The following is a 26,374-nucleotide window of genomic DNA, read 5'->3' on the forward strand; positions in this document are numbered from 1 at the left end:
GGAAGGTCAAGCGTGCGGATGAATTTTCTTCGCGGTGACCGGCCCTCTTGACCTTCCACCCGCTGGAATCCTCATATCTGCGGCGAAGCAAACGCAAGGAGACGTCGCAATGCAATTCAATGTGCCCGACATGCGCTGCGGCCACTGCACGGCTGCCATCGAGAAATCGGTCAAGGCCGCCGACCCCGGCGCCGATGTCGCCTGCGACCTGGACACGCACCGGGTCAGCATCAACAGCGTCCTCGCGCCGGAGCAGGTGAGCGCGGCGATCAAGGACGCGGGCTACGACGCACAGCAGGTCAGCGCCTGACCATGGCCCGCGCCGGTCATCGCTGGCGCAGAGCTTACCGTCACTGCGAAGAATCGCGTGCCTCGCTCACCAGATCGGAGAGACGCTCTTTCTCGACGAAGCCGGGCACGAGCGCGTCGCCGATGACGAAGGACGGCGTCCCATTGAACCCGAGCGCCTGCGTCAGGCGCATCGAGGTTTCAATGTGCTCGGCAACTTCCTGGGCCTCCATGTCCTGTCTCAGTTGATCCAGGTCCAGCCCGACGTCTTCGGCGACACGCATGACTGAGGCTTCGTTCGCGCGGCCATCAATCGCCATCATCGCCCAGTGAAAGTCTTCGTACTTGCCTTGCGCACGGGCCGCGAGCGCCGCCTTGGCGGCAAAGACGGATCCTTCGCCGAGGATGGGCCATTCGCGGTAGACGAGCCGGACGTTCGGGTCTTCCTCGATCAGGGCCCGGATCTCCGGTTTTGCGCGGCGGCAATAGGGGCAGTTGTAGTCGAAGAACTCCACCACGGTCACATCGCCGTCCGGGTTGCCGAGCACGGGCGCGTTCGGATCATGCTCGATCAGGTCACGCTGGTTGCGCAGCACGTCCGACTGGTTCTGGGCCTGGGCATCCGCCTGCCGCTGTTCGAGCAGCGCGACCGCCTCCATGATGATCTCGGGGTTCTCGCGTATCGCCTCGAGGACCAGTTCCTTGACCCGCGCCTCGTCAAGCTCCTGGGAGAGCGCAGGCATCGGCAGCAGGGCTGCCATCGCCAGCGCAAGGATCGGTTTCTTCAGCGTCATTTCAGTTCGCTCCATTGTCCGCTTTCGTTCGTTCTGCCTGGGCTTGTTTCACGTCTTCGGGCCAGGTCGAGCGGATGTAACCCAGAATGTTTCGGATCTGTTGATCCGTCAGGCTGTCACCGAAACCCGGCATGCCACTGCCGAATTCCATGCCACGTTGCGCCATCAGGGCCTCTCCGCCCAGCTTGGTATAGTCGAACAGGACGCTGTCCGGGTGATGCCAGGTATGACCCGTCTCGTCATGCGGCGGCGCCGGCAGACGCCCATCGGGGCCGGGTGAGCGCCAGTCGGGCTGGCCCTCAAGCTCGGCTCCGTGGCAGGAGGCGCAGTTCTCGGCGTAGAGCGCCTTGCCTTCGGCGATGTCCACCGGCGCCGCAGAGGCATTCTCGGTCGTCCCCTGCCCGAGGACGAACCAGAAGCCCGCAGCCGCAAGAACCGCGAAGACTGTCCCGATGACAACGCCCCTCATGTGACCCGCACCCATGTCGTCATGCCCGAGGCCGCGTGACCGAGCATGTGGCAGTGGAACAGCCAGTCGCCGGGATTGTCGACGGTGAAGGCGATCTCGCGCGTCTCCCTGCCGCCAACAAGGATCGTGTCCCGAAGCGGTCCCAACGCGCCGTCCTCGGACACCTCTCGGAAATGCATGCCGTGCAGGTGCATGGCGTGGGGAAAAACGGTGTCGTTGACGATCTCCAGCAGCACGGTCTCGCCCAGCCCCAAGTCGGCCAGCGGCGTATCTGTCATCTCTGCCACGCCGTTGAATGCCCAGAACCGACCCGCGGCCGCCAATTCGCGGAAAGCCATGCGTTCGCCGTTCAGGATGGCGGAGTCCATGCGCCCCATCGCGCCGCCCGACATGACGAGCCGCAGCGGAGTCGCCCCGGCCAGGTCCGGCAGATCCATCTTCGGGTTCGGCGGCAGGGCCACGGGCGCCGCGCGCCGCGTCTGGCTGGCCGTGCCCGACACAGTGAAAACGACCTGCGAAAAATTCTCGGCATCGCCGACATGGACCAGGTCTGCCGTTTCCCCTTCTTCTGCCAAAACGTCGACGATCAGGTCCGTCCGCTGTGCCGGGCCAAGGACAAGGACATGCTCCACCGGGGCTGGCGTGGCGAGCGGCATCCCGTCCAGGGCCACGATCCAGCCCTCCAGCCCCGACAGCTTCAGCGGGAAAATCCGGGCGTTCGATGCGTTGATCAGTCGCAGGCGCAGCCGCTCGTGCCGTCGCACGGGCAGCGACAGGTTGTAACGCCCGTTGGTGGTGACGTAATTCCCGGTGCGTCCGCCGTGGCTCATCATCATGGGATGGTCGAAACTGTCGTCGATCTGGCCTGTCTCGGGGTTCAGCAACCAGTCGTCGAGAACGAGCACCTCTTCACGATCGACATCCGGCGCCCCGGCCTCCTCGACGATCAGCGGGCCATGCAGCCCGCGTGCCACCTGTTCCCAGGACCTGTTGTGCGCGTGATACCAGTAGGTCCCGGCATCCGGCGTCACGAAATCGTAGTCGAAGGTGCCGCCTGGCGCGACGGCGTCCTGCGTCAGGCCTGATACCCCGTCCATCGCATTGTCGATGCGGATCCCGTGCCAGTGGATCGAACTGGCCTGCGGCAGGTCGTTGACAAAGCGCCGGCGCAGGCGCTGGCCCTGCCCCACCCGGATCTCGCGTCCCGGGATGGTGCCGCCATAGCCCCAGACCTCGGTCTGCGGGTAACTGTCGGGCAGCAATTGAAGCCGAGCGACCTGAGCCGCGAGTTCGGGGATCTCCTCGGCGGCGAAGAGCCCCCGCGGGAGGCCCGCGCCAAGCCCAGCAAGTCCGGCCAGCTTCAGGGCATCACGCCTTGTGGGTGTCATCGGTTCATTCCTTTCAGAGCGGGGCCGATGGCCCCGCCGTTTTCTCAGTCGATCCGGGTCTTCCGCTCTGCGGACCCCCCTTCTTCCTTCACGATGTCGTCTGCCCCGCCTACCTCCGCGTCGAACAGGTAGATCGCCATCGCCTCGCGATCCTGTGGAGACAGGAACCGCGTGCCTTCGCGGACGACCTCGGCCATGCTGCCGCCAAAGGCGTCGCCCGAGGGCGTGAGGCCCGATTGCAGCGCATAGGCCAGCGACGAGACCGTCCATCCGTTCTGTTCGAGGTCTTCGGCCCGGATGGACGGCGCCTTGCTGCCGCCCGGAAGCTCGGCATTGCCGGCGAAGACGGCGCCAAGGTCGCGGCCGCCCGCCAGGTTCCGCGGCGTGTGGCAGGCCCCGCAATGCGCCGCGCCGCGCACGAGTTCGCGGCCCCGGTTCCACGCGTCGCTGCGATCCGGCACAGGCTCTGACTTAGGCTCGTAGAAAAACGCGGCGCGCCAGAGTTTCAACCCCCACCGCTGGTCGAAGGGAAAGCTCACGTCATGATAGGGCGCGGGCTCGGCCACCGGCGCCACGGTCTGGAACGCTGCCCAGAGATCGGCGATGTCCTGGTCCGAGAACTCCGCGTAGAACGGATAGGGGAAGGCCGGGAAATAAGGTTCGCCGTCCGGGCCTATGCCCTGGCGAACCGCCTTGGCAAAGCTCTCTGCCGTCCAGTCTCCGATCCCGTGCTCCGGGTCCGGGGTCAGGTTCGACGGGTAGAAGGTGCCGAAATCCGTCTCGAGCGGAGCGCCGCCCGCCAGGGGAGCGCCTCCTGCCTCGAAATTCGAATGACAGGCGATGCAGCCGCTGGCGCGCGCCAGGTAGGCACCCCTGTCGACGTTACCCTCCAGCTCGATCGGCGCGGGTGCGCTGCCGACCGGCCATGCGATCACCGCGGCCAGGGCGGCGCCGCCAAGCGCCGCCGCCCCGACCGACCAATAGATTATCCGACGCATGGTCAGTCGTCTTCCGCCCGGAACCGCGAATGGCAGGCCGAGCAGACCTGCGTCGTCATGTTGAACGCCGCATCGGCCGGCATTTCGGCGATGTCCTCCGCGCTCATCATGTCGGACGCGTCATCGCCCATCATGCCCGAGCCAGAGCCCATCATGGACCCGCTTCCCATCATGGAGCCGGACCCCATGCCGGAGCTGCCTCCCATCATGGATCCTGCGCCCATGTTGCCGCCACCCGCCATGCCGTTGCCGGCGGCGCCTTCCAGGCCCTCGCCGTAGACGTCGAGCAACCTCGCAAGCTCCTCGAACCGCTCCCAGTCCGACCAGATCACGTCCTTGGCTTCGGAGGGTGCCCCGTCGGAGCCTTCCGGGAACAGCTCGGTCAGGGCCTCGCCCGAATGCTCCTGGAAGGTGCGCGCGGCGTCGCGCATGACATCGGCGTCATACTCGGCCTCGCCCTGCATCATCGGGGTGACCGTCTTCACGGCGTTGCCCATGGCCTTCATTGCTTCCATGCGTTCCTTGACGATGCCCGTCGCGCCGCTGTGTGCGAGGGCGGCCGCCGCCGTTCCAGTCACGGCGATTGCTGCCAGAATGGTCGTTCTCTTCATCGTATCGTTACTCCGTCGTCCTGAATTCCGGTTCATGGGTTGTTCAGGAATGCCGGCGCGGCGGCGGGAGGTCCATGTCGGGGCGAACGTCGTCAACCATGTGGAACGGCGTGAGGTATGCCGTCGTGGTGACGAATTCAGGCGGCGTGATGTCCACCGCCAGGATGAAAACGGCGGCCGTGAAGCAGTCGAGCCCGGGATGGCAATGCCCCGCGCCCTCCTCGTCCGACTGGTGGACCGGTGAGTCATGTGCCTCATGCAGGGCCGCCGAGCGGGACGGCGCGTGATCGTCCGCGTGAGCCGACGCGGTATCGGGCACGCCCGCCACGAACATCACGGCAAGCAGAACCAGGGCGTTCAGCAATCCGTTCGCACGCCGCAGGATCATCACTCGATCCCGTTTGCCCGCTGCAGTTCGCGGACATAGGCCACGACCATCTTGACGTCGCCCGGCGTCACGCCTTCGACCGGGGGCATGTTGCCGAAATCCCAATGATGCGACCGCACCCCGTTCTGAGCCGCCGCGACAAACGCCATGTCGGAATGATGGCTCGGCTCGTAGATCTTATGAACCAGTGGCGGCGCGACTCCATTCTGTCCGGCTGCGCTCTGACCGTGGCAACTGGAACACTTGGCCTCGAAGATCTTCTTCCCCAGTTGGGCGTTGCCGGAAAGCTCTTCCGGCAGGCTGACCTCCGCAATCGGAGCGCCTTCGGCAACCTCACTGATGTCAGGCGGTGTCATCGAATGCCCCGTCGGCGCGGCCGCGGGCTGCAGGAACTGCCAGCCCGCAATTCCAAACCCCCCGGCCAGAACGACGGCCACCATCACGGTCAGCTTGTCCATGTACCTGTCTTTCTTTCTCTTTCCGAAACTCAGATGAGCTTGACCTGGATTCCTACGGGCGCCCTTTCATAGACCTCCTCGATCTGCCGGTTGTAGAGGCCGATACAACCGCTCGAGGAGCGGCGCCCGATCTTGCGCGTGTCCTGCGTGCCGTGGATCCGGTAGTACTGCCACGAGAGATAAAGCGCGCGCGTGCCGAGCGGATTGCGCGGGTCGCCGCCTTCGACGTAAGCGGGCAAGGTCGGATCGCGCTCCCGCATCGACGCCGTGGGGCCCCAGCCCGGGTTCTCGCGTTTTTCGACAACCTCGGTGTAGCCGCGGCGGGTGAGGTCCTCGGTCAGCGGGACGGAGGTCGGGTAGATGCGCATCTCGCCGTCTCCCGTCCAGTGCTGGAGCATCCTCGACGTGGTGTCGGCGATGATGATGCCGTTTCCGATCCGGTCGAAGTGATCGCGCCAGTCGTGCGTGCGGAACGACGAAATGTTGCGCCGCGCCTTATCGGCGGCGGCGTGAACGATACCCGGCGTGGCTATCAGGGCGAGAGCACCGCCGATCAGTCCGCGCCGGTTCAAGTTGATCGAACGATCTGCCTTCATCTGCCTGTGTCCTTCTTCCTTGCCTGTTCCAAGAAGATGAATACCCGAGAAGGTGCGTGCGACAACCTGACAAGCCTGCGAGAAATGTATCGGTTTGTATCCTTGACCTTCCACTCCGGGAGGGCGGCAAATGAAGCGACAATTTCTGAAGGATGAGGCGACCATGATACACGCAAATCGACCTGGCAACCCCCAAGGCAACAAGCTCATGCGATACGGCATGATGGCCTGCTGCGCGGTCATGCTGATCCCCGTCGGCGCATTCTTCGTTACGGGAGGTAGCGTTTCAGGTCTCTGGGCCAATGCCGGGATTTTCGCCCCGTTGATCCTGTGCGCCGGGGGCCATGTTGTCATGCACAGGATGATGGGCAAGTCCTGCCATGGGGACGGTGAAACAGCTCCCAAGCTCATCGCTGAGTCCATACCGGTTGCCGACGATCGGCCAGGGAACGAAAGTCGGACGGGGAGCCCGGGTGTCCACGCCACAAGTCTTGAAGGTTAGCGCATTGCTGCTTGCGCTCGGCGGATGCTCGGCCTCTCTTGCCGAGTGCTTTCGCGATACCGGCGCGCTGTCGACCCGGGAAGAGGGTGTCGCTCTTCCCCGGGGGTGTCGCGTGACGGACAGAACGGGCACGGACTTGCGAAGGCTCGAATGCGATGACGGCCGCCAGGGCTTCGTGTTTGGGTCATGATCCCCCCTGTCGAAGACGACAGCGATCACGCGACTACGGGTCCTGTTCTGCCGGTGGCGTTGCAACGAGCTTCACGGCATGTCCGCTTGTCCGGGAGATCGCCGATCCTTTCCCGCCACTTACGAAATCCCGAAAGATGCTCCATAACATGCTGACGACATTTCGTTTCGTCATGGTCATTGCGGCCGCGGCGCTCGGCACTGCCCCAGCCGTCCATGCCGCGTCCTCGCAGCCATATGAGTCCCCCGCCGTCACGGCGCGGTTGATCTCTGCCCAGGACGGAGTGCCCGACAGCGGCCGAACCTTATCAGGGGGGCTGGACCTGGACCTTGGCGACGGTTGGAAGACCTACTGGCGGTCACCAGGTGAAGTCGGCATCTCACCATCGGTGGATTGGGCGGGATCGGAGAACATCGCGGAGGTGGAATTCCTCTGGCCCGCCCCTGAGCGCTTCACGGCCTTCGGTATCGAGAACTTCGGCTACCACGGCGAAGTCGTCTTCCCGCTCCGGATCGAACTCGCACGACCGGGAGAGCCGGCAAAGCTTGAGGCGCAAGTCTCGCTGCTCGTCTGTTCAGACGTCTGCGTGCCGCGGGATTTCCACCTGAGCCTCGATCTGCCGGCCAGTAACGGAATCGATCAGCCGGTCGCCGACCGTATCGCCGGCTTTCTGGCGCGCGTTCCAGCTGAGGGGGACGGCATCGGCGTCGATCAGGCGCTTTTCCATCTCGACAACCAGACGACCGCGCTCACCATCTCGCTTCGCAGCGCCACACCGTTCAAGGACCCGGACGTCTTCCCGGAACTCGGCGCAGACAACGCTCTCGGCAAACCCGATGTCCGGCTTGGCGACGGCGGGCGCAGAATGTGGGCCACGCTGCCGGTCCTTTCGACCGACGACGCGACGCTTCACGATCCGGTCCTCACGGTGACAGACGGCCCGGACCGAGCCTTCACCGTCACGCCGGACCGTGCTGCCGAAGCCCCTGCCCCACCTTTCAGCATCGCGACCGCCGCCCCCGGCATCGAAACCCTGATCTGGATCGCACTGGTCGCTTTCCTCGGGGGACTGATCCTGAACGTCATGCCCTGCGTGCTGCCGGTCCTCTCGATAAAGCTCTCGACGGTCATGAAACACGGCGAGCAGGATAGGCGCACGGTGCGCGCGGGCTTCCTCGCCGCCGCCGGGGGCGCCCTGACATTCATGTGGGGGCTGGCGCTGATCCTCTTCCTGTTGCAGCGGGCCGGTGTCGTGGTCGGCTGGGGGCTGCAATTCCAGAACCCGCTGTTCCTTGCGGCGATGGTGCTGCTGCTGTCGGTTTTCTCTGCCAACATGCTGGGCGGTTTCGAGTTCAGCCTGCCCTCCGGCCTGCAGACGCGGCTGGCGAATTCCGGACGCGGACACGGGCATGCCGCGGATTTCCTGACCGGCATGTTCGGCGCTGTCATGGCGACGCCATGTTCGGCCCCGTTCCTCGGGACGGCCATCGCCTTCGCACTGGCCGGGCGAGGTATCGATATCTTCATCGTCTTCACCAGCCTCGGGATCGGGCTGGCCGTGCCGTACCTCCTGGTCGCAGCCGTGCCGGGCGCCATTTCGCTCCTGCCGAAGCCCGGGCGCTGGATGGTGGCGTTGAGGTTTCTCCTCGGGGGCCTGCTCATGGCCACGGTGGCCTGGCTTCTCTGGGTGATGGCAGGTGTGGCCGGGACAGCCGCGGCAGCTGCCGTAGGCGGGCTGGCGCTGGCGCTGGCGGTCACTCTCTCCGTCCCACGTCTGCCCTCGGCCGCCCGCTGGCCGATCGTCGCCGCATGCGCCGGGCTGCCCCTGATCGCAGTTCCCCAGTTGACCAAAACGGAAGCGACCGAAGTCGCGGTCTCTTCGCTCAGCTGGATGCCCTTCGACCGGGCGGAAATCGCGCGGCGCGTGTCGCGCGGAGAGGTCGTCTTCGTCGATGTCACGGCCGACTGGTGCCTCACCTGCAAGGCCAACAAGCTTCGAGGTTCGGGTCAGCCAGCATCTCGTCCGGCTCCACGGCATTCGCCAGCCCAGGCAACCCCAGCATGATGATCAGAAACAGGGCCCGGATCATGAGCCCAACTCCCGATCAAGGGCCCCGGCCTGGGTCAGTGCGGTGGTGAACTTCGCGACAGCCTCCTCCCCCACGATGGGGCCGACATAGCGGTAGAGCACCGTCCCATCGCGGCCGACGATGAAGGTTTCGGGGACGCCGGATATGCCCCATTCGATGCCCGCGCGTCCTGAACGATCCGAGCCGATCCGCGCGTAGGGGTTGCCCAGATCCGAGAGCCAGGTCGCGGCGTCCTTGGGTTCGTCCTTGTAATTGATCCCGAAGAGACGCAGGCCGTAACGCTCGACGAACCGCGTCAGCACGGCATGCTCGGCCTTGCACGGGACGCACCACGAGGCGAAGACGTTGATGACCACGGGGCCCGGGGTGTCCGTCAGGTCTGCGCGCCCCAGGCCCGGCACATCGACACCGGGAACGGAAGGCAGATCGAATTCCGGTGCGGGCTGCGAAATCAGGACCGACGGAATTTCGCTCGGGTCGCGTTCGGGATTCAGCCCCCAGAGGAAAAATCCTCCGAGCACTACGGCGACAGCCAACGGCACCACTGCAAACAGGCGTTTCATGGGGTCTCCTATTCTGCAGGCAGGCGCAGGTCGCCATGGGGGCGGGTTCGGCGCGGCACCCCCACGCGCAGCCTCCGATCCGATAGCGAGAGCGCGCCGCCTGCCACCAGCATCAAGGCACCGAGCCAGATGAAATTGACCAGCGGTTCGTAGAGAATACGCAGCGTCCAGGCTTCGCCGCTGGCCGCATCTTCCGAGGCGGGCTCACTGATCGAAGCATAAAGATCGCCCGCAAGTGTCGACCGGATCGCAGATTCCGTGGTCGTGCTTTGCGCCACGGGATAGCTCCGCCGCTCCGGGTAGAGCGTTGTCACCGGCTCGCCGTCTCGCCGGACCTCGAGCCTGCCGCGATCCGCGATGTAATTCGGGCCGCGCAGACGCTCGGCACCGGTAAAGGTCACGTCGAATCCGGCGATCGTTACGTCGGTCCCCGGCGTGACGAAGACGATCTCTTCGCTCTTCCAAGCGCTTGATCCGATCATGCCGATCATTGCCACGGCGAGGCCGACGTGCGCCAGCGTCATGCCCTGCGATGCACGCGGCAGATTGCGCGCCCGGCGCAGCGTCTCGCTCAGAGGAGCTTCCATGAATTTGATCCGCAACGCCCATTCCCGGAGAGTCGCCAGAAGCAGTCATACCGCGATCAGAATGGAAACATAGGCCAGGAAAGGACCGCCGCTGATCAGGTACCAGACGGCGAGAGTGACAAGAACCGCCAGCCCGGCGACGAACCGGACCCGTTGAAGAACGCCGGCAAGATCCGCGCGCTTCCATGACAGGAAGGGGCCGGCACCCATGAAAAGGCCGAGCACGAGCATCATGGGCACGAACGCCGCGTTGAAGAAGGGCGGTCCGACGGAGATCTTGTCGCCCGTGAGGGCCTCGAGGAGCAAGGGATACAAGGTTCCGAACAGGACGGTTCCGGTTGCGGCCGCCAGGATCAGATTATTGACCAAAAGCCCGGCCTCGCGGCTGATTGGACGGAACAATCCGCCGCCCTCCATGACCGGCGCGCGCCAGGCGTAGAGCGTCAGCGAGCCGCCGATGGAAAGAGCCAGGAGTCCGAGGATGTAGATCCCCCGCTCCGGATCCACGGCGAAGGCATGGACCGAGGTTAGCAGCCCCGAGCGCACGATGAAGGTGCCCAGAAGCGACAGCGAGAACGTCAGGATGGCCAGGAGAATGGTCCAGCTTTTGAATGCATCGCGTTTCTCGGTCACGATGGCCGAATGCAGGAGTGCCGTGCCGAGCAACCAGGGCATAAAGCTGACGTTCTCGACCGGATCCCAGAACCACCAGCCGCCCCAGCCCAGCTCGTAATAGGCCCACCACGACCCAAGGGCGATCCCCGCGGTCAGGCTCATCCATGCGGCCAGGGTCCAGGGCCGGACCCATCGCGCCCAGGCGGCATCGATGCGTCCCTCGATCAGGGCCGCGACGGCGAAGGAAAACACGATCGAGAACCCGACATAGCCGAAATAGAGCAAGGGCGGATGCATCGCGAGCCCCACGTCCTGCAGCAGGGGATTGAGGTCGCTGCCGTCCGCGGGAGGCGGGAATACGCGGTCGAACGGATTGGAGGTGAACAGCAGGAAAGACAGGAACCCGACGCTGATCCAGGCCTGCACGGACAGCGTGCGCGCCTTCGTGGCTGCCGGGATGTTCGATCCCAGCACGGCCACGCCGGCACCGAATACCGTCAGGATCAGCACCCAAAGAAGCAACGAGCCTTCGTGACTGCCCCAGGTCCCCGCGATCTTGAACAGCAGTGGCTTCAGGGAATGCGAGTTCTCCGCCACGTTCCTGACGGTGAAGTCGCTGACCACGAATGACCGCATCAGCGCCGCGAAGGCCACTCCAACGAAAAACACCTGCCCGATCGCGGAAGACCGGGCAGACTGCATCCACCGCACGTTGCCGCGTGAGGCCCCGAGGATTGGCAGGACGCTCTGGACCACAGCGAGAGACAAGGCCAACGCGAGGGCGAAATGCCCGATTTCAGGTATCATGATGTCTGTCCCTCTGTCTGTCTTTCACTGGTCCTGATGCGTCACGCCTCGCGCCTCACTCCTCGAGCGCGGCCTTCCGCCGCCGGAACTCCTCTTCGTCGATCTCGCCTTTCGCCAGACGCTGACGCAGGATTTCGAGCGCGTCCGAGGACTTGCCGCCGGTGCCGCTGTTGTCACGCAGCCAGTGAACAGCCAGCACGATCAGGGCGATGATCACGCCCCAGAAGACCAGCATCATCAGGCCGCCGAAGACGCCGTAGCCGCCGCCCCACATCATGTGCCCGTCCCATGAGCCGTCGGGATCGGCCAGGGCCGTCGAGGCGGCAAGGCTCGCAAGGGCGGTCATGCTCCAGAGTTTGAAGGTCATCGTTCTCTCCTTTCTTCAGGTGGTTTCGGGGCGAGCGGGATCGAGACCGCCGCGCGCAGCCCGCCGGTTTCCCGGTTTCCAAGGGTGATGTCACCGCCATGCGCCTGGACGATTGTCCGCGCGATCGACAGACCCAGGCCGTGTCCCCCGGTTTCGCGCGAACGCGACTCCTCGATCCGGTAGAAGGGGTCGAAGACCTTCTCGATCTTGTCCCGGGGAATGCCGGGGCCATCGTCCTCGACCGTCACCACGAGGGTATCGCCCTGGCGTTTCCAACCGACCGTGGCGCCGCCCCCGTAGCGGTCGGCGTTTTCGATCACGTTGCGCAGCGCCCGCCGCATGGCGTTCGGCCGCAGGCGCGCTTCGATCCGGGGGCCCGCGTCGATGACGAACCCGCCGCGCATGTCCGCGCACAGAGCCTCGAGGAAATCGTGCAGATCGACGGTCTCGGGCTGCTCGGACCCGGTCAGCCCGCGCGCGAAGGTCAGCGTCGCATCGACCATGCCCTGCATTTCCTCGACCGAGGCGACGAGGCTGTCGCGCGTTTCGGTGTCGTCGACCATCTCGGCCTGCACGCGCATCGCGGTCAGCGGCGAGCGCAGGTCATGCCCCAGCGCGGCCAGCATCCGCGTCCGGTCGCCCACGAAGCGGGTCAGGCGGTCCTGCATGCGGTTGAAGGCCCCGGTCAGGTCGCGCACTTCGGTCGGTCCCGCCACGGGAAGCTCGGCCACGTCCTCGCCGCGACCAAGGCTGTCGGCCGCGCGGGCCAGCCGCCGCAACGGGCCGGTCAGGCGCGTCATGACGAACCAGATCACCACGACGAGCAGAAGCCCCGCCGACATGGCGAAGGTCAGCATCGAGTAAAGCGGCCACTGGATCGGCGGACGCTCAAACCGGGTTCCGACGTTCAGCCACTGTCCGCCCCGGATCGCGATGGAGAGGTTCATCTCGACCGCCGTCAATTCGCCCCGCATCATCGCCATGTGCATGTCGGTCATTTCACGCGACAGGTTCGGCAACGGCATCAGTTGGCCTTCGACCTCGTGCAGTTCGACACGGATATCGCGGCTGTAGCTGTCGTCGAGCAGGGTCCGGATCCGGGTTTCGACAAGACCGCCGTCGGAATGATCCGAATGCTGAACCGATGCGATTCCGGACAGATCGAAGCGCACGAGCGGCGAATTCGCGGCCCTGACGATCGAAGGGTGAAGGTCGGACGGCGCCTCCTCGATCAGCCGCGCCACGTTCGCCGCCCGGCCTGCCGCCTCGAACCCCAGGGCGGCGCGGATCGCAAGGCTTCGCTCATCGGCAAAGAGAAACAGGCTGACCAGTTGGCCCGCGACAAGTGCCGCGACGACGAGCAGAATCAACTGGACCCGCAGTGAACTGATATGTCGCGAGATCACGCCTGCTCCTCCACGTCCGTGGCCAGGCAATAGCCGCCGTTGCGCACCGTCCTGATGATCCTCGGACGCAGGACATCCGGCTCGATCTTGCGGCGCAGGCGGCTGATCTGGTTGTCGATCGTCCGGTCGAGCGGTCCCGCCGTGCGGCCCGCCGTCAGGTCGAGCAGCTGGTCGCGGCTCAGCACCATCCGCGCGCGCTCGAGCATGACGACCAGCAGCCGGAACTCGGAGTCGGTGAGAGGGATCTCGCCCTGATCGTCGTCGATGAGGATCTGCCGGTCGGTGTCGAGCACGAGATGCTCGAACCGCACCTTCCGCCCGGCCAGCTTGCCGGCGAGGGGCTCACCCCGGCTGCTCCGCCGCAGGACAGACCTGATCCGAGCCAGCAGTTCGCGCGGGTTGAACGGCTTGGCGAGGTAGTCGTCGGCCCCAATCTCGAGCCCTGCGATACGGTCCGGCTCTTCTCCGAGAGCGGTCAGCATGATGACCGGCACCGCGCCCTCGGCGGCCAGCCTGCGGCAAGCCGAGAGCCCGTCTTCGCCGGGCATCATCACGTCCAAAACGACGAGATCGAAATGACCGGCCGCGAGCTTCGCATCCATGTCGGCGGCGTCCTTCGCCGCGGTCGCGCGCATCCCGTTCTTCGCGAGATAGCGCGTCACGCTCTCGCGGATCTGCGCGTGATCGTCCACGACAAGAATATGCGGAGGCTGGCCCATGCCCTTGATTTTACCGGAATGGAGGACCGGGTTTCATCAATGGATTTGTAGCGGATTGTATCAGGCACCCGCTCTGCGACAGACCGTTACAATTCCGCTGATGCACTCACATTCAATTTTGCGCAATCATTCCCACGTCATGGGCATCGACCCAGAGAACAGGAGGATTCCATGCCGACACTCGCAAGAACAGCAAGCATTGCCGCGATCACCGTGCTGATCGCCGGAGCGGCCCTGGCCGACAGCGGCCACCACGATCGCGATGGCTCGGGGCCTCGCATGGGCGCCGACGAGCCGCGCATGGGCCGCGGCGCCATGCCGATGGGCGGCGACGGGCAAGAGATGATGGAGCACATGATGCGCATGATGATGCAGATGCACGGCTCGGATGCGATGGGCCCGGGCATGGGCTTCATGGGCGGCCCCGGCATGGGCGGAATGTCCATGATGGACCGCGACATGATGCAGATGATGATGCTCCCGGACATGATGAACGACATGCCCGGGAGCATGCCCGGCCGGATGATGCAGTCGCGCCTCGAGGACTACGACGCGGATGGCGACGGCGCGCTGGACCTCGACGAGTTCGCCGAGTGGCACGCCGCGATGCTGCGCGAGACCATGGTCGACCGCTTCCAGCATCTTGACGCGGACGGTGACGGCACGATCACCTCGGGGGAAATGAAGGCCCTTGCCGGCCGCGTGGCCCGGATGCGCGGCGGCGACCCGGACAGGCGGCCGATGATGCAGGGCGATGACACGGGCGACCGCCCGATGATGCAGGGCATGCCGGACCAGAACTGAATCGGCTGCACTGCGTTGACCCATGGCCCGGTCCGCCCGACCGGGCCCGACCCTTCGGAAAGGAGCAGTTCCATGAGCTACACGCACGACCGCCTGCTGAAAGGCGTCTCCATCGACGATGCCGAGGCGCGCCTCCGCGCGTCACTCTCGGATGCCGGCTTCGGCGTGCTGACCCAGATCGACGTCCGGGAGACGATGAAGAAGAAGATCGGCGCCGAAATGGACGGCTACCGCATCCTCGGCGCCTGCAACCCGAAGATGGCCTACGAGGCGATCGGGATCGAGCCCCGCGTCGGCGCCATGCTGCCCTGCAACGTGATCCTGCGCGAGACCGATGGCGGGACCGAGATCAGCGCGATCGACCCCGTCGCCTCGATGACGGCCATCGACAACGACGACCTGCACACCGTCGCCGGCCAGGTCCGCGACATGCTGGTCGGTGCCGTCGATGCCGCCTGATCCCGTCCGGTCATGACACTTGCCGCGATTGCCATAGGAGTGGGCCTCGTCGCCCTCGTGGGCCTTGTCCACCACTACGCCCTCTACTCCCTGGGACGCGCGGCGCCGCGGCCGGATTCCAGCTCGACGCTGGCGATACAGTCGACCTTCATTGGTCTGCTGCTTCTCCACGTCGCCGAGATCCTGGGCCTCGCCGCGGCGAACCGGTGGCTGCTGGGCTGGGACGGCTTGGGCGGACCCGCCTCCGCCCCGCTGTCCTGGGCCGACCTCATCTACCTGACCGGGGTGAACTTCACCACGCTGGGCTACACGCAGATCGAGCTGGCCGGTGACATCAGGATCGTGACCATGCTTCAATCCTTGGGCGGCTTCATGATCCTGACATGGTCGGCCACCTACCTCTTCACCGTGTGCCAGAGGAACTGGCGACGCGCCGAGAACGAATGACAAAAGCCACGGGGAAGCGGACACTCAGGATCGTCGCGGCGGGCGCCGGGGTCCTTCTGCTGGCCGCGTTGGTCGTGGCCTGGCTGACCGGCTGGCCGCCCGATGGCCTCGACCGAGAGACCGTCGCCCGCTGGGTCGCGGGCGCCGGACCGTGGGGGCCACTTGCCGTGATCGGCCTGATGACGGCGGCGGTCGTGGCCAGCCCGCTGCCCAGTGCGCCGATCGCGCTCGCCGCCGGGGCGGCCTACGGACATTACGCGGGTGCGGCCTATGTCGCGCTCGGCTCCGAGCTCGGCGCGGTCTCGGCCTTTCTCATCGCGCGCGGGGCCGGCCGCGGCGTGGTCGAGCGCATGCTCGGGGACAAGCGCGACTACAGCCTGCTCGGCTCGCAGAACGCGCTGACGCTGACCGTCTTCGTCAGCCGCCTGCTGCCCTTCGTGTCCTTCGACGCGATGAGCTACGCCGCCGGGCTGAGCCGCCTGCACTTCTGGCGCTTCGCGCTGGCCACCCTGGCCGGGATCCTGCCGGCAAGCTTCGTGCTCGCGCACTTCGGCAGCGTGGCCGTGGAGGGCGATTTCGGCACGGCGGAATGGATCATCCTCGGCCTCGGGCTGCTGACCGCGGTGCCGCTCGTGCTGATGGCCCTGCGCGGCGGAACGGGAGCGAGCCAACGGCAGACCGAACAGACACAACACAAGGAACACATCGGATGAGCTCCGACTATCGGAAAGACAGCATCACGCTTCTCGACGCCATCGCAATGGGCACCGGCGTGATGATCGGCGCCGGCATCCTCGCGCTGACAGGGCAGATCGCCGACCTGGCCGGCCCGCTCTTTCCCTTCGCCTTCATCGCCGGCGCGGTCGTGACCGCCTTCAGCGCCTATACCTACATCAAGATGTCGAACGCCTACCCCTCGGCGGGCGGGATCGGGATGATCCTGCAGAAGGCTTATGGGCCCACCACCGTCGCCGCCGGCGCCGCGCTGCTGATGGCGCTTTCGATGGTGATCAATGAAAGCCTCGTGGCGCGGACCTTCGCCAACTACCTGCTGCGCGGTCTCGACATGCCCCGCGACACCTGGCTGGTGCCCGCGATCAGTGTCGGCGTGATCTTCTTCGCGTGGCTGGTCAACATCTCGGGGAACCGTTCGGTCGGGTGGCTGTCGGTCCTCATGGCCGCCCTCAAGGTCGGGGGCATCACGCTCTTCGGCGCGGCGGCGCTCTGGGCCGGCGGGTTCAGCTTCGAGGCCACGGGCCGCGGCGGCGAAACGACGGGTGCAGCCGGCTTCGTCGCCTCGATGGCGCTGGCCATCCTCGCCTTCAAGGGCTTCACCACCATCACCAACAGCGGCGCCGAGATCACCAAGCCGCACCGCAACGTCGGCCGCGCCATCGTCATCTCCATCGCGGTCTGCACGCTGGTCTACCTGCTGGTCGCCTTTGCCGTCGGCAGCAGTCTGCCGCTCGACCGGATCGTGGCTGCCAAGGACTATGCCTTGGCCGAGGCCGCCGAACCCGCGCTCGGGCGCACCGGCTTCTACCTCACAGTCGCGCTTGCACTGGTTGCCACGGCTTCGGGCCTGATTGCGAGCGTCTTTGCCGTGTCGCGGATGCTGGCGATGCTCACCGACATGAAGATGATCCCGCACAGCCATTTCGGGATGCCCGGCGTGATCCGCGACCACACGCTGGTCTACACGGTGGTGATCGCCTCCCTGCTGACCGTCTTCTTCGACCTCAGCCGCATCGCCTCGCTCGGGGCGTTCTTCTACCTGGTCATGGACATCCTCATCCACTGGGGCGTCTTCCGGAACCTGCGCGACGAAGTCGGCGCCCGCGGCTGGATCCTGCTGACGGCCATCGGGCTCGACGCCGTGGTGCTTGCTGCTTTCGCGGCGATGAAATGGCAGGCAGACCCGTCGATCGTGCTGATCGCCGTCACCGCGATGGCGGTGGTCTTCCTCTTCGAGCACGTTTTCCTGCGACTGCGCCCACCGCCGCGGCATCACCATCGACATGGCGCTTGACCTTCCAGTTACCGGATGCCCCATCAAGACGATGTGAAAGGGAGTCGGTCATGTCCGAACACGCGAAACACCAGCACCACCACGATCACGGCGCCCCTGCCCCCGACGGGGCCGAAACCGCGAAAGACCCGGTCTGCGGCATGACCGTCGAGGTCAAGGGCGATACCCGCAATCAGGATTTCGGCGGCGAGACCTATCATTTCTGCTCGGAGGGCTGCGAGGAGAAGTTCAGGGCGGACCCGTGGTTCTATGCCTCGGGAAACGCCGACAAGGCCGATCAGCAGGCACAGCCCGGCACGCAATGGACCTGCCCGATGCACCCCGAGATCGTGCGCGACGAACCCGGCGCATGCCCGATCTGCGGCATGGCACTGGAGCCCATGGTGCCCAGCGACGAGCCCTCCGAGGAACTCACCGATTTCACCCGCCGCATGTGGATCAGCGCGGCTGCCGCCGTGCCTCTCATCATCCTGACCATGGGCGAGCTGGTGGGCCTGCCGGTGCGCGACTGGATCGGCCACCGCGTCGCCACCTACGTCGAATTCCTCCTCGCAACGCCAATCGTGCTCTGGGCTGCACTGCCGTTCTTCAAACGCGGCCTCGATTCCTTCCGTAACATGTCGCCCAACATGTGGACGCTGATCTCGCTCGGTGTCGGCGCGGCCTATGTCTACTCGCTCTTCGCGACCTTCCTGCCGGGGGTCTTCCCGATGGAATACCGGATGGGCGAAGGCGTCGGGACCTATTTCGAGGCGGCGGTCGTGATCGTCGCGCTGATCTTCGTGGGCCAGGTGCTCGAGCTGCGCGCCCGCGAGCGCACCGGCGACGCGATCCGCGCGCTGCTGGACCTCGCCCCCAAGACCGCGCGGCGCATCCTGCCGGACGGGACCGAATACGATGCCCCGCTCGAGAACGTGGTCGCAGGCGACATGCTGCGCGTCCGCCCCGGCGACAGCATCCCCGTGGATGCCGAGGTGGTCGAGGGCCGCTCTTCGGTCGACGAAAGTATGATCACCGGCGAGCCGGTCCCGGTCGAGAAGACCGAAGGCGACCGCGTCACCGGCGGCACGATCAACAGGAACGGCACGCTGGCGATCCGCGCGACGCAGGTGGGCGCCGACACCGTGCTGGCCCAGATCGTCGACATGGTCGCGGGCGCCCGCCGGTCGCGCGCGCCGATCCAGGGCCTCGCCGACCGCGTGTCCGCGATCTTCGTGCCCACGGTGGTCGGCATCGCGGTGCTCGCCTTCTTCACCTGGTTGGCTTTCGGTCCGGAGCCGGCCCTCGCCTTCGCCATCGCCTCGGCGGTCTCGGTTCTCATCATCGCCTGTCCCTGCGCGCTCGGGCTCGCGACGCCGATTTCGATCACCACCGCCGCCGGGCGCGGCGCGCAGGCGGGCGTGCTCATCAAGGACGCCGAGGCGCTCGAGCGCATGGCGCGGGTCGACACCGTGATCGTCGACAAGACCGGCACGCTGACCATGGGCAAGCCCAGTCTGACCGACGTGGTCGCGCTCGGGCAGACCGACGAGGCCGAAGTGCTCGCCCTTGCCGCGGCCCTCGAGCGCGGCTCGGAACATCCCTTGGCCGAAGCGATCGTGCAGGGCGCGCGGGAGCGCAACGCGGAACGGCGCGACGTCACCGACTTCGACGCGGTCACCGGCAAGGGCGTCACGGGCCGCGTTTCCGGCCGGGACGTGGCCCTCGGCAACCGCGCGCTGATGGAGGCGCTGAAGATCGACGCCGCCTCCGCCGAGGACAGCGCCGACGCCCTGCGCGCGGACGGCAAGACGGCGATGTATGTGGCGGTGGACGGCACCCTCGTCGGCCTCGTGGCCGTGGCCGACCCGATCAAGGAGACGACCGAGGGCGCGATCCGCGACCTGCACGCGCTCGGGCTGCGGGTCATCATGGCGACCGGCGACAACCAGCGCACCGCCGAGGCCGTCGCGCGCCATCTCGGCATCGACGATGTGCGCGCCGGCGTCCTGCCCCAGGACAAGAAGGCGCTGGTCGAGGAGCTGCGCGCGCAGGGCGCCTATATCGCCATGGCGGGCGACGGCGTGAACGACGCCCCTGCCCTCGCCGCGGCGGACGTCGGCATCGCCATGGGCACCGGCGCGGACGTCGCGGTCGAGAGCGCCGGGATCACCCTGCTGGGCGGTGATCTCGTCGGCATCGTCCGCGCCCGCAAGCTGGCCACCGCGACGCTGCGCAACATCAAGGAGAACCTCTTCTTCGCCTTTGCCTACAACGCCGCCGGCGTGCCCGTCGCGGCCGGGATCCTCTATCCCTTCATCGGATTGCTTTTGTCGCCCATGATCGCGGCGGCGGCGATGAGCCTGTCCTCCGTCTCGGTCATCACCAACGCGCTGCGCCTGCGCCGGGTGAAGCTTTGACGCCCCCCTCATCACGCGCGCGTGACTGGCAGTGAAAGCTGCGTGAAGATACCTCTTGCCTGTTCCTTTGGACGCGGCATTCTTCGCCGCACGATGAAAAAGCTCCGCGCGCTCATGACAAGATACGTGCTCGTCCTGGCCCTTCTGGTGCTCGGGGGGGAAACCGTGATGGCGCGGGCCGCGGCGCTGGACTGCGTATCGAGGACCGCCCCCACCGTCACCGTCATGCAGGATGTGCATGAGACGCACCGGCTCCACGCCGATCACGCGGCGGCAGAGCAGACAGACACGTCTGACACGCAATCGGCGCCCGGCATATGTTGCATCGGCATGTGCGGTCTTGCCATGAACCTTTTGCCGCATGTGGACCGGACTGAGTCCACCCTCATCATCGCACGGCATCACGGGATGAGTGAGATCGGCGCGAACCTCGTCGATCCCAAAGGCCCGAGGAAATCGCCCAAGGGCTGAGTGTCCCATGCCGGCTCCGCCGGCACGCGCGACACTCATCCCAGGAAGCATTCCATGATATTCCGAATTGCGGCCACGGTGCCGCTTGTTCTGGCCGACTGCGCAACGTTGCCGGACCTTCCCGAGACCGCCGCTCTCATCGAGCCGGCGGTGTCGCTGCAAACCGCCCCGCCGCCGACCCACGCCATCGTCACGCAAAAGTCCCGACGGATCGAGGCACCCGCCGACTGGCGGAGCCTTGCCTCGGCGCGGACCCGGCGGCGCCGGTCGCGGTCCTCGCCGACCCCGTGAACCACGACGAACGCGATGCGGTTCGGCGGGCCGACATGCGCCTGCGCGTAAATGCGCAGGTGCGGCAGGTCGCGGTTGGCAGCCCGCAAGGCATTCTGGGACCAGCCCAAGCGATCAGGCGGGTATCCTGTATGCGAGCGCATGTCGCTCCTCTTGCTCCATGCAATGGAGCTTGGCCAAATCGGGCATCGACGAAACCGAGAACCTTTTCCCTCGGTCAGGTCCCGCGCGCGACATGATGTGTCGGCATTTCTCGATCAACGACAATCGCCGACGACGGCCAAATGTTGTTGCTATTTTTCTGCTACTTGACTCTGCGAGGCGTATTATTCAATTAAGATCAATGACCTACGAAGCGTTGCTCCAATCCATCATGGGTGCAACGGACAGGCGCGCGGCGCTGTGAAGATCAATTCTCTCTTGATTCATTGCTCTTCCGACTGGTGGCGCAGTGCTGTGTTGGTAGCTCAAGAGCCGCGATTGCCGTCGTTCCCGGCAAAAGGGCCTATCAATGCAGGCCCGCTCGAAGTCCTGTAGGCCCGAGCCGTCGGGGCATAGCACCTCGCAGGCTTCGACGCAAAGGTCTGAACCGCGCAGATGGCGGCAAGGCGCGACAGGACGCAGACCTTGCAAAGCTGGCGCGAGTCGCCTGGTTTCCGATAGCACGTCTTGCCGCGTACTTCTTCGCGTCATCCCATGGGCCATTCCGGGTGCAGCCGATCAATGACCAGAGCATGCGCATGGCTACGTTTGCCTCCGTGTTCTGCAAGATGCGGGTGATCGGGGGCAAGATCGTCGTGCCGATGGAGCATTGTCTCCGGATCTCCCAAAGGCCAAAATCGCGCCGCGGAGACAATGCCAAACGTGGCCAAGAGGCCGAGGCCGACGAGAGCCGCCGGCGCACCGGCCACCGTCATCAGCGCCCCGGCCAGCGGATAAGTGAGGAGCCAGCAGGCGTGGCTGAGCGCGAACTGCGCGGCAAATAAGGCCGGGCGATCCTCTGGATGGGAAGACCGGCGCAAGAGCCGGCCCGACGGCGTGAGAACGGCGGAGTAACCGATCCCCGCAACGAACCATGCCGTAAGCAGCAATCCCCAGCTGAGCCCAGCCATCGGAATGAGCGTCGCGAGAAGCAGCAGCGTTGCGGCAAGGACGATTGCGCCCGCCAGCATCACAGCACGGTCCGAGACCCGGTCGAGTACGCGCGGCAAGCCGAGCGCGGCAAGCATGGAGCCTGCGCCGAAAGCGAACATGGTCCAGGCCAGTGCGCTCCCGCCGAGTCCGAGCTCGCCACGCACCAGAACCACTGAATTCACCAGAACCATCGCTCCGCCCGCCGCGGCCGACAGGTTCAGCGCAAGAAGCCCGCGAAGGCGGGGCGTCGCGAGATAGATCCGCATTCCGCGCGTCGAGCGGTCGTATATGCCGCGCGGCTCCGATGGCTGCGGGCTCGGCAGCAGGACCGAGACGACCAGTGCCGCCGAGGCGACAAAGCCCACGACCGTGCCGAGAAACAGCGCGTTGTAGGACATGACCGCGAGCAGGAGACCGGCGAGCATTGGGCTGACGATGTTCTCGAGATCGTAGGCCAATCGCGAGAGAGACAGGGCGCGCGTGTAGCGAGCTTCCTCAGGCAGCACGTCGGGAATCGTCGCCTGGAAGGTCGGGGTGAACGCGGCCGAAGCCGATTGCAGCAGGAAGATGAGGACGTAGACCTGCCAGATCTCGGTGACGAAGGGCAGACAGAGCGCCGCGCCGGCCCGGACCAAGTCCAGTGCAACCAACGTCGCCCTACGCGGCACACATTCGGCGAAGGCTCCCGCGACCGGCGCGATGCCGACATAGGCCACCATCTTGATCGTGAAGACCGCTCCGAGGACGAGCCCGGCCCGTTCGCCGGCAAGATCGTAGGCGAGAAGCCCGAGCGCCACCGTGGCAAGGCCGGTGCCGAGCAGGGCCACGACCTGGGCGAGGAACAGGTGCCGGTAGGTGCGGTCGCCGAGGATAGACAGCATGATGTTCTCAAAGGTAGCGTGAGATCGTCTTGAGTTCGGCGCGATCGGCCTCCGAGCCCTCGGCGTCGAGACAATGGTCGATATGGTCGTGGATCAGCGCCCGCTTGGCGTTCGTCACCGCGTTCTCGACCGCCTGGAGCTGCTGTGCCACGTCGAGGCAGGGTTTTCCGGACTCGAGCATCCCGATGACCGAGCGAAGATGTCCGTCGGCGCGTTTCAGTCGTGCGATCAGGGCGGGATGGCTTCGGTGAATATGAGGGTCTGACATTGGGCGACGGTATCCCCCAGGGGGGGATGGAGCAAGACCACGGGAGACACGCTGTACGAGAGACGACGGAAGCAGGACCGGCGCTTCGCACATTCGTGGCGCCGCTGTGCCTCGCGGTCCCTGGTATCTTGCGCCCTACCGGCGACGTCCCCATGCGCCGTCCATCTGCGAGACATTCCAGACGCATACAGAGGTGATTGCCGAGCAAGGGCATTCTCGCGGGGTCGAGCAACATCTCGCGTGGACAATGCACCGGCCGAGTGACGACAGCACCGATCGCGGCCACAGCCAACCGCGTTAAGGAATGCAGTCGCGAGGCGAAGATATTTCCAAATTGCGAACGCGGCGAGTTGGGCTGAGCCTGTGCGCAAACGAGTCGGCGGCCTGCGCCGGGTGGCTCTCTTTCACGGACAGAAGGGAGCGGATCGGATGGTAAGAGCGCCAATTTCCTCGACCGACCTGCGCGCACGCGCAAAAGCCCGCCTTCCTCGCTTCGCCTTCGATTATATCGACGGCGGCGCCGGAGAGGAGGACGCACTTGCGCGCAGCAGACAGGCCTACCGCGAGACCTGCTTGCGCCCGCGCGTGCTGGTCGGCTCGGTATCACCTGCCGACCTGACCCAAGCATGGCTCGGGCAGTCCTGGGCGCAGCCCTTCGGGATCGCGCCGCTGGGCCTGCCCGCGCTGGCGTGGCCCGGTGCGGACCTCGCCCTCGCCCGTGCCGCCGAGGCCGCGGGAGTGCCATTCGTGACGGCGACGCCCGGCACCGCGACGCTCGAGGCTGTGCGGGACGCCGCGCCGACCCGGTCGGCCTTCCAGCTTTACGTTGGGGCCTCGGCCGAAATCACCGAGGATCTGATCGCCCGCGCCGAACGGGCGGGATACCGCACGTTGGTCGTCACGGCGGACGTGCCGCGCGCAGGCAAGCGTCTGCGCGATCTTCGGAACGGGTTCGGCCTGCCGCTGCGTTTCACGCCGCGCCTTGCCGCAGACCTCGCCTTGCATCCGCGCTGGAGCCTGGCGACCTTGCGCGCCGGTGCGCCGCGCCTTGCAAACTTCGCCACCTATGCCGAGGCCGGTGCCGGGGCGCAGACGCTCGCGCAGCTGATGGCGCGGCAGAGCTCCGGGCGGCTGGACTGGGATGTGCTCGGGCAGATCCGCGCGAGGTGGAGCGGGGCGCTGGTGCTGAAGGGAGTTCTCGACCCGGACGATACCGAGCGCGCTGTGAAGGCCGGCGTGGACGCGATCCATGTCTCGAGCCACGGCGGGCGGCAACTGGACGGCGCGCCGGCGACCCTCGATGCGCTCCGCACGATCCGCGCGACTGTGCCCTTGGATGTGCCGCTGGCCGTGGACGGGGGCGTGCGCTCGGGCGAGGACATCCTGAAGGCGCTGGAGGCGGGGGCCGATTTCGTCTTTCTGGGACGGCCGTTCCTCTACGCGATGGCAGCCGAAGGCAAAGGCGGACCGGCGGCCCTGATAGAGATGCTTGCCGCCGAACTCGAAGCGGCCATGGCCCAGACCGGACGCCGCAGCGTCGCGGAGATAAGGAGCGGGGCCTCCGGCTGACCGGTGCGCCCCGCAAGCGGTGCAGCTTTCCGGCCCGGAGGCCGGATTTGCCGATCCCGGTCGGTGGTGGATGCGCGCGCGAGGTCATGAAGGGGTGGCGTCAATTTGAATCAGGCTTGCCGTTGATTGCCCGCCCAAAATTTAGGCGAAGGCTCTTTAGTGGAAATTCAATTGTCCGGCGCATGTGCCGCCCGAACAGCGGAGTGGAGCCGGACCGGCACCGATGCGGAAGAGCGACGCCACGCGACGTCGCTGGCGCGCGAGGTGCGTTCCATATTAAATACAGTGCGATAGACCGGACCCGACAGCGCGCGTCCGAAACCGCGCGGCATGGCTGCGGCAACAGTCTCTTACCCATGCTAAGGTATTTCCTTCTTTCCTCTCTCCCCCGGGTTCCAGCAGGTTCAGCCTCGACAGCGGCAGTCGCGCCGGGGCGTTCAATTCCGTTCCGACCGACAATCCAATTGCCGCGACGAACGCGCTAATTCGGGAAGTGGACATGACAGTCGAAAAGATCGACACAGTGGTCGTCGGAGCGGGCCAGGCCGGAATCGCGATGAGCGAACACCTCACGGCCATGGATATTCCGCACGTCGTGCTTGAGCGGAACAGGGTTGCCGAGGCCTGGCGCACGCAGCGCTGGGATTCTCTGGTGGCCAACGGCCCGGCATGGCACGACCGTTTTCCGAACCTCGAATTCGACGACGTGGCGCCCGACACCTTCCCGCCGAAGGAGCGCATGGCGCGCTACTTCGAGGACTATGCCCGAATGATCGACGCACCGATCCGCACCGGCGTCGTGGTCAAGCGGGTGCGCAAGCTCGACGGCAAGCCGGGCTTCTCGGTCTCCACCTCCGAGGGCGAGTTCGAGGCGCAGCGCGTGGTCGCCGCCACCGGCCCTTTCCAGGTGCCGAGCGTGCCCGACATCGTGCCCGAGGAGGCCGGCGTCACGCAGATGCACTCGTCCGAGTACCGCAATCCCGAGGCGCTGCCCGAGGGCGCGGTGATGGTCGTGGGCGGCGGCGCGTCAGGCTGCCAGATCGCCGAGGAGCTGCGCCGTTCGGGCCGGGAGGTCTTCCTGTCGATCGGAGAGCATTACCGCCCGCCGCGCTCCTACCGGAACCGCGACTACGTCTGGTGGCTGGGCGTTCTCGGCAAGTGGGACGAGATCAAGACCACCCCCAAGAAGAAGCACGTCGCCTTCGCCGTCAGCGGTTATGACGGCGGCCGGACGGTGGACTTCCGGCGTCTCGGCAACATGGGCATCACGGTGCTGGGCATGACCGAGGGCTACGAGGATGGCGTGATCCGGATCGCCGACGACCTCGTCGACAACCTGCTGGAGGGCGACCGCGCCTATCTCGACGTGCTGCGCGAGGCCGACGAATACGTCGTGCGCAACGGAATCGACCTGCCGCCCGAGCCCGAGGCGTGGGAGATCGAGCCCGACCCGGCCTGCGTCACCGACCCGGTGCGCGCGGTGGACCTCAAGGCTGAGAACGTGTCCACGATCATCTGGGCGACGGGCTTTCGCTTCGACTTCTCGTGGCTCGACGTGAACGCCTTTCACGAGGACGGCACGCCCTTCCACAAGCGGGGCATCTCGGCCGAGAACGGCATCTACTTCCTCGGCCTGCCCGAGCTGACCAACCGCGCGTCCTCGTTCATCTACGGCTGCTGGTACGACGCCAAGTACATCGCCACGCATATCGGCGTGCAGCGCAATTACACGGCCTACGAAAAGACCTGAGACGCCCCCCGCGTCCCGCCCAGCCAGAAGGATCCG

The 26,374-nt window shown here is 66.0% G+C and carries 27 protein-coding genes and 1 pseudogene; 12 read left to right on the forward strand and 16 right to left on the reverse strand.

Annotation, left to right across the window (positions count from 1 at the left end; all coding sequences use genetic code 11):
* The first annotated feature begins 109 nt into the window (after nt 1-109).
* A complete protein-coding gene (locus F3H57_RS08970; protein WP_149755576.1) occupies nt 110-310 on the forward strand; it encodes a heavy-metal-associated domain-containing protein in 201 nt (66 codons plus the stop codon).
* A gap of 40 nt (nt 311-350) precedes the next feature.
* Here the strand turns inward: F3H57_RS08970 and F3H57_RS08975 are convergent, their stop codons facing one another.
* The 8 genes from F3H57_RS08975 to F3H57_RS09010 are packed head-to-tail and all read right to left on the reverse strand — an operon-like array spanning nt 351 to nt 5,990.
* Nucleotides 351-1,082, reverse strand: a complete 732-nt coding sequence (locus F3H57_RS08975) for a DsbA family protein (RefSeq protein WP_076695387.1) — start codon at nt 1,080-1,082, stop codon at nt 351-353.
* Nucleotide 1,083: 1 nt separating this feature from the next.
* On the reverse strand, nt 1,084-1,551 hold the full coding sequence (locus F3H57_RS08980) for a c-type cytochrome (protein WP_076695389.1): 468 nt from the start codon (nt 1,549-1,551) through the stop codon (nt 1,084-1,086).
* Nucleotides 1,548-2,939 carry a multicopper oxidase family protein gene (locus F3H57_RS08985; RefSeq protein ID WP_076695390.1) on the reverse strand — a complete coding sequence of 464 codons (1,392 nt, stop codon included), beginning with the start codon at nt 2,937-2,939 and terminating at the stop codon, nt 1,548-1,550. The genes F3H57_RS08980 and F3H57_RS08985 overlap by 4 nt, the downstream gene beginning before the upstream one ends.
* 44 nt (nt 2,940-2,983) lie before the next feature.
* Complete coding sequence (locus tag F3H57_RS08990) at nt 2,984-3,937, reverse strand: c-type cytochrome (protein WP_149755577.1); 954 nt, start codon at nt 3,935-3,937, stop codon at nt 2,984-2,986.
* 2 nt (nt 3,938-3,939) lie between these two features.
* Complete coding sequence (locus F3H57_RS08995; protein WP_149755578.1) at nt 3,940-4,548, reverse strand: c-type cytochrome; 609 nt, start codon at nt 4,546-4,548, stop codon at nt 3,940-3,942.
* A gap of 43 nt (nt 4,549-4,591) precedes the next feature.
* Nucleotides 4,592-4,936: a hypothetical protein gene (locus F3H57_RS09000; RefSeq protein WP_107978284.1), complete on the reverse strand. Its 345-nt coding sequence runs from the start codon at nt 4,934-4,936 to the stop codon at nt 4,592-4,594.
* Entirely contained in the window at nt 4,936-5,394 is a 459-nt protein-coding gene (locus tag F3H57_RS09005) for a c-type cytochrome (protein WP_149755579.1), read from the reverse strand. Before F3H57_RS09005 ends, F3H57_RS09000 begins: the two co-directional genes overlap by 1 nt.
* Nucleotides 5,395-5,423: 29 nt before the next feature.
* A complete protein-coding gene (locus F3H57_RS09010) occupies nt 5,424-5,990 on the reverse strand; it encodes a L,D-transpeptidase (RefSeq protein WP_149755580.1) in 567 nt (188 codons plus the stop codon).
* 241 nt (nt 5,991-6,231) lie between these two features.
* Here F3H57_RS09010 and F3H57_RS09015 point away from each other — a divergent pair, with 241 nt between their 5' ends.
* Both F3H57_RS09015 and F3H57_RS09020 read left to right on the forward strand, forming a co-directional pair.
* Nucleotides 6,232-6,492 carry a DUF2933 domain-containing protein gene (locus F3H57_RS09015; RefSeq protein ID WP_223163038.1) on the forward strand — a complete coding sequence of 87 codons (261 nt, stop codon included), beginning with the start codon at nt 6,232-6,234 and terminating at the stop codon, nt 6,490-6,492.
* A 338-nt stretch (nt 6,493-6,830) separates the two neighbouring features.
* Nucleotides 6,831-8,747, forward strand: coding sequence for a protein-disulfide reductase DsbD family protein (locus F3H57_RS09020; RefSeq protein ID WP_223163022.1), 1,917 nt, complete (start codon nt 6,831-6,833; stop codon nt 8,745-8,747).
* Between the two features lie 21 nt (nt 8,748-8,768).
* Here the strand turns inward: F3H57_RS09020 and F3H57_RS09025 are convergent, their stop codons facing one another.
* The 5 genes and pseudogenes from F3H57_RS09025 to F3H57_RS09045 form a co-directional block, all read right to left on the reverse strand.
* Nucleotides 8,769-9,335: a DsbE family thiol:disulfide interchange protein gene (locus F3H57_RS09025; protein ID WP_149755581.1), complete on the reverse strand. Its 567-nt coding sequence runs from the start codon at nt 9,333-9,335 to the stop codon at nt 8,769-8,771.
* An 8-nt stretch (nt 9,336-9,343) separates the two neighbouring features.
* Nucleotides 9,344-11,344 (reverse strand): annotated as a pseudogene (locus tag F3H57_RS09030) (heme lyase CcmF/NrfE family subunit).
* 55 nt (nt 11,345-11,399) lie between these two features.
* The gene (locus F3H57_RS09035) at nt 11,400-11,711 is read right to left on the reverse strand and encodes an SHOCT domain-containing protein (protein WP_223163023.1); all 312 of its coding nucleotides are present in this window, start codon (nt 11,709-11,711) and stop codon (nt 11,400-11,402) included.
* A complete protein-coding gene (locus F3H57_RS09040) occupies nt 11,708-13,117 on the reverse strand; it encodes an ATP-binding protein (protein WP_149755582.1) in 1,410 nt (469 codons plus the stop codon). Before F3H57_RS09040 ends, F3H57_RS09035 begins: the two co-directional genes overlap by 4 nt.
* Entirely contained in the window at nt 13,114-13,836 is a 723-nt protein-coding gene (locus F3H57_RS09045) for a response regulator (protein WP_149755583.1), read from the reverse strand. Before F3H57_RS09045 ends, F3H57_RS09040 begins: the two co-directional genes overlap by 4 nt.
* A 171-nt stretch (nt 13,837-14,007) precedes the next feature.
* On the opposite strand from F3H57_RS09045, the gene F3H57_RS22510 reads away from it, so the two are divergent.
* The 7 genes from F3H57_RS22510 (at nt 14,008) to F3H57_RS09080 (ending at nt 20,445) form a co-directional block, all read left to right on the forward strand.
* A complete protein-coding gene (locus F3H57_RS22510; RefSeq protein WP_223163024.1) occupies nt 14,008-14,640 on the forward strand; it encodes a penta-EF hand family protein in 633 nt (210 codons plus the stop codon).
* Nucleotides 14,641-14,712: 72 nt separating this feature from the next.
* The gene (locus F3H57_RS09055; protein WP_149755584.1) at nt 14,713-15,099 is read left to right on the forward strand and encodes a DUF302 domain-containing protein; all 387 of its coding nucleotides are present in this window, start codon (nt 14,713-14,715) and stop codon (nt 15,097-15,099) included.
* Between the two features lie 12 nt (nt 15,100-15,111).
* Complete coding sequence (locus F3H57_RS09060) at nt 15,112-15,546, forward strand: ion channel (protein WP_149755585.1); 435 nt, start codon at nt 15,112-15,114, stop codon at nt 15,544-15,546.
* Nucleotides 15,543-16,259, forward strand: a complete 717-nt coding sequence (locus F3H57_RS09065) for a TVP38/TMEM64 family protein (protein ID WP_149755586.1) — start codon at nt 15,543-15,545, stop codon at nt 16,257-16,259. Before F3H57_RS09060 ends, F3H57_RS09065 begins: the two co-directional genes overlap by 4 nt.
* On the forward strand, nt 16,256-17,575 hold the full coding sequence (locus F3H57_RS09070; RefSeq protein ID WP_149755587.1) for an APC family permease: 1,320 nt from the start codon (nt 16,256-16,258) through the stop codon (nt 17,573-17,575). Before F3H57_RS09065 ends, F3H57_RS09070 begins: the two co-directional genes overlap by 4 nt.
* A gap of 50 nt (nt 17,576-17,625) precedes the next feature.
* Nucleotides 17,626-19,974 carry a heavy metal translocating P-type ATPase gene (locus F3H57_RS09075; protein ID WP_149755588.1) on the forward strand — a complete coding sequence of 783 codons (2,349 nt, stop codon included), beginning with the start codon at nt 17,626-17,628 and terminating at the stop codon, nt 19,972-19,974.
* A gap of 42 nt (nt 19,975-20,016) precedes the next feature.
* Complete coding sequence (locus tag F3H57_RS09080; RefSeq protein ID WP_149755589.1) at nt 20,017-20,445, forward strand: hypothetical protein; 429 nt, start codon at nt 20,017-20,019, stop codon at nt 20,443-20,445.
* A 35-nt stretch (nt 20,446-20,480) separates the two neighbouring features.
* Here the strand turns inward: F3H57_RS09080 and F3H57_RS09085 are convergent, their stop codons facing one another.
* The 3 genes from F3H57_RS09085 to F3H57_RS09095 all read right to left on the reverse strand — a co-directional run bounded on the left by F3H57_RS09085 (nt 20,481) and on the right by F3H57_RS09095 (nt 23,019).
* The gene (locus tag F3H57_RS09085; RefSeq protein ID WP_149755590.1) at nt 20,481-20,879 is read right to left on the reverse strand and encodes a hypothetical protein; all 399 of its coding nucleotides are present in this window, start codon (nt 20,877-20,879) and stop codon (nt 20,481-20,483) included.
* A gap of 546 nt (nt 20,880-21,425) precedes the next feature.
* Nucleotides 21,426-22,751, reverse strand: coding sequence for an MFS transporter (locus tag F3H57_RS09090; protein ID WP_149755591.1), 1,326 nt, complete (start codon nt 22,749-22,751; stop codon nt 21,426-21,428).
* A gap of 7 nt (nt 22,752-22,758) precedes the next feature.
* Nucleotides 22,759-23,019: a metal-sensing transcriptional repressor gene (locus F3H57_RS09095; RefSeq protein WP_149755592.1), complete on the reverse strand. Its 261-nt coding sequence runs from the start codon at nt 23,017-23,019 to the stop codon at nt 22,759-22,761.
* A 429-nt stretch (nt 23,020-23,448) separates the two neighbouring features.
* On the opposite strand from F3H57_RS09095, the gene F3H57_RS09100 reads away from it, so the two are divergent.
* Both F3H57_RS09100 and F3H57_RS09105 read left to right on the forward strand, forming a co-directional pair.
* Entirely contained in the window at nt 23,449-24,588 is a 1,140-nt protein-coding gene (locus F3H57_RS09100) for an alpha-hydroxy acid oxidase (protein WP_149755593.1), read from the forward strand.
* A gap of 499 nt (nt 24,589-25,087) precedes the next feature.
* Nucleotides 25,088-26,338 (forward strand): flavin-containing monooxygenase, encoded by a 1,251-nt coding sequence (locus F3H57_RS09105; protein ID WP_149755594.1) that lies wholly within the window; start codon nt 25,088-25,090, stop codon nt 26,336-26,338.
* The last annotated feature ends 36 nt before the right edge of the window (nt 26,339-26,374 follow it).

The sequence above is a fragment of the Roseivivax sediminis genome (genome assembly GCF_900112685.1).
Taxonomy (GTDB): domain Bacteria; phylum Pseudomonadota; class Alphaproteobacteria; order Rhodobacterales; family Rhodobacteraceae; genus Roseivivax; species Roseivivax sediminis.

Coding starts and splice junctions, on each gene's coding strand:
- F3H57_RS09085 (WP_149755590.1), bottom strand. CDS start 20,879: ATGCGCTCGCATACAGGATACCCGCCTGATCGCTTGGGCTGGTCCCAG.
- F3H57_RS09065 (WP_149755586.1), top strand. CDS start 15,543: ATGACAAAAGCCACGGGGAAGCGGACACTCAGGATCGTCGCGGCGGGC.
- F3H57_RS09010 (WP_149755580.1), bottom strand. CDS start 5,990: ATGAAGGCAGATCGTTCGATCAACTTGAACCGGCGCGGACTGATCGGC.
- F3H57_RS09075 (WP_149755588.1), top strand. CDS start 17,626: ATGTCCGAACACGCGAAACACCAGCACCACCACGATCACGGCGCCCCT.
- F3H57_RS09105 (WP_149755594.1), top strand. CDS start 25,088: ATGACAGTCGAAAAGATCGACACAGTGGTCGTCGGAGCGGGCCAGGCC.
- F3H57_RS09090 (WP_149755591.1), bottom strand. CDS start 22,751: ATGCTGTCTATCCTCGGCGACCGCACCTACCGGCACCTGTTCCTCGCC.
- F3H57_RS09020 (WP_223163022.1), top strand. CDS start 6,831: ATGCTGACGACATTTCGTTTCGTCATGGTCATTGCGGCCGCGGCGCTC.
- F3H57_RS08980 (WP_076695389.1), bottom strand. CDS start 1,551: ATGAGGGGCGTTGTCATCGGGACAGTCTTCGCGGTTCTTGCGGCTGCG.
- F3H57_RS22510 (WP_223163024.1), top strand. CDS start 14,008: ATGCCGACACTCGCAAGAACAGCAAGCATTGCCGCGATCACCGTGCTG.
- F3H57_RS09055 (WP_149755584.1), top strand. CDS start 14,713: ATGAGCTACACGCACGACCGCCTGCTGAAAGGCGTCTCCATCGACGAT.
- F3H57_RS09000 (WP_107978284.1), bottom strand. CDS start 4,936: ATGATCCTGCGGCGTGCGAACGGATTGCTGAACGCCCTGGTTCTGCTT.
- F3H57_RS08995 (WP_149755578.1), bottom strand. CDS start 4,548: ATGAAGAGAACGACCATTCTGGCAGCAATCGCCGTGACTGGAACGGCG.
- F3H57_RS08970 (WP_149755576.1), top strand. CDS start 110: ATGCAATTCAATGTGCCCGACATGCGCTGCGGCCACTGCACGGCTGCC.
- F3H57_RS09045 (WP_149755583.1), bottom strand. CDS start 13,836: ATGGGCCAGCCTCCGCATATTCTTGTCGTGGACGATCACGCGCAGATC.
- F3H57_RS09070 (WP_149755587.1), top strand. CDS start 16,256: ATGAGCTCCGACTATCGGAAAGACAGCATCACGCTTCTCGACGCCATC.
- F3H57_RS09015 (WP_223163038.1), top strand. CDS start 6,232: ATGCTGATCCCCGTCGGCGCATTCTTCGTTACGGGAGGTAGCGTTTCA.
- F3H57_RS09005 (WP_149755579.1), bottom strand. CDS start 5,394: ATGGACAAGCTGACCGTGATGGTGGCCGTCGTTCTGGCCGGGGGGTTT.
- F3H57_RS08990 (WP_149755577.1), bottom strand. CDS start 3,937: ATGCGTCGGATAATCTATTGGTCGGTCGGGGCGGCGGCGCTTGGCGGC.
- F3H57_RS09035 (WP_223163023.1), bottom strand. CDS start 11,711: ATGACCTTCAAACTCTGGAGCATGACCGCCCTTGCGAGCCTTGCCGCC.
- F3H57_RS08975 (WP_076695387.1), bottom strand. CDS start 1,082: ATGACGCTGAAGAAACCGATCCTTGCGCTGGCGATGGCAGCCCTGCTG.
- F3H57_RS09100 (WP_149755593.1), top strand. CDS start 23,449: ATGGTAAGAGCGCCAATTTCCTCGACCGACCTGCGCGCACGCGCAAAA.
- F3H57_RS09025 (WP_149755581.1), bottom strand. CDS start 9,335: ATGAAACGCCTGTTTGCAGTGGTGCCGTTGGCTGTCGCCGTAGTGCTC.
- F3H57_RS09095 (WP_149755592.1), bottom strand. CDS start 23,019: ATGTCAGACCCTCATATTCACCGAAGCCATCCCGCCCTGATCGCACGA.
- F3H57_RS08985 (WP_076695390.1), bottom strand. CDS start 2,939: ATGACACCCACAAGGCGTGATGCCCTGAAGCTGGCCGGACTTGCTGGG.
- F3H57_RS09060 (WP_149755585.1), top strand. CDS start 15,112: ATGACACTTGCCGCGATTGCCATAGGAGTGGGCCTCGTCGCCCTCGTG.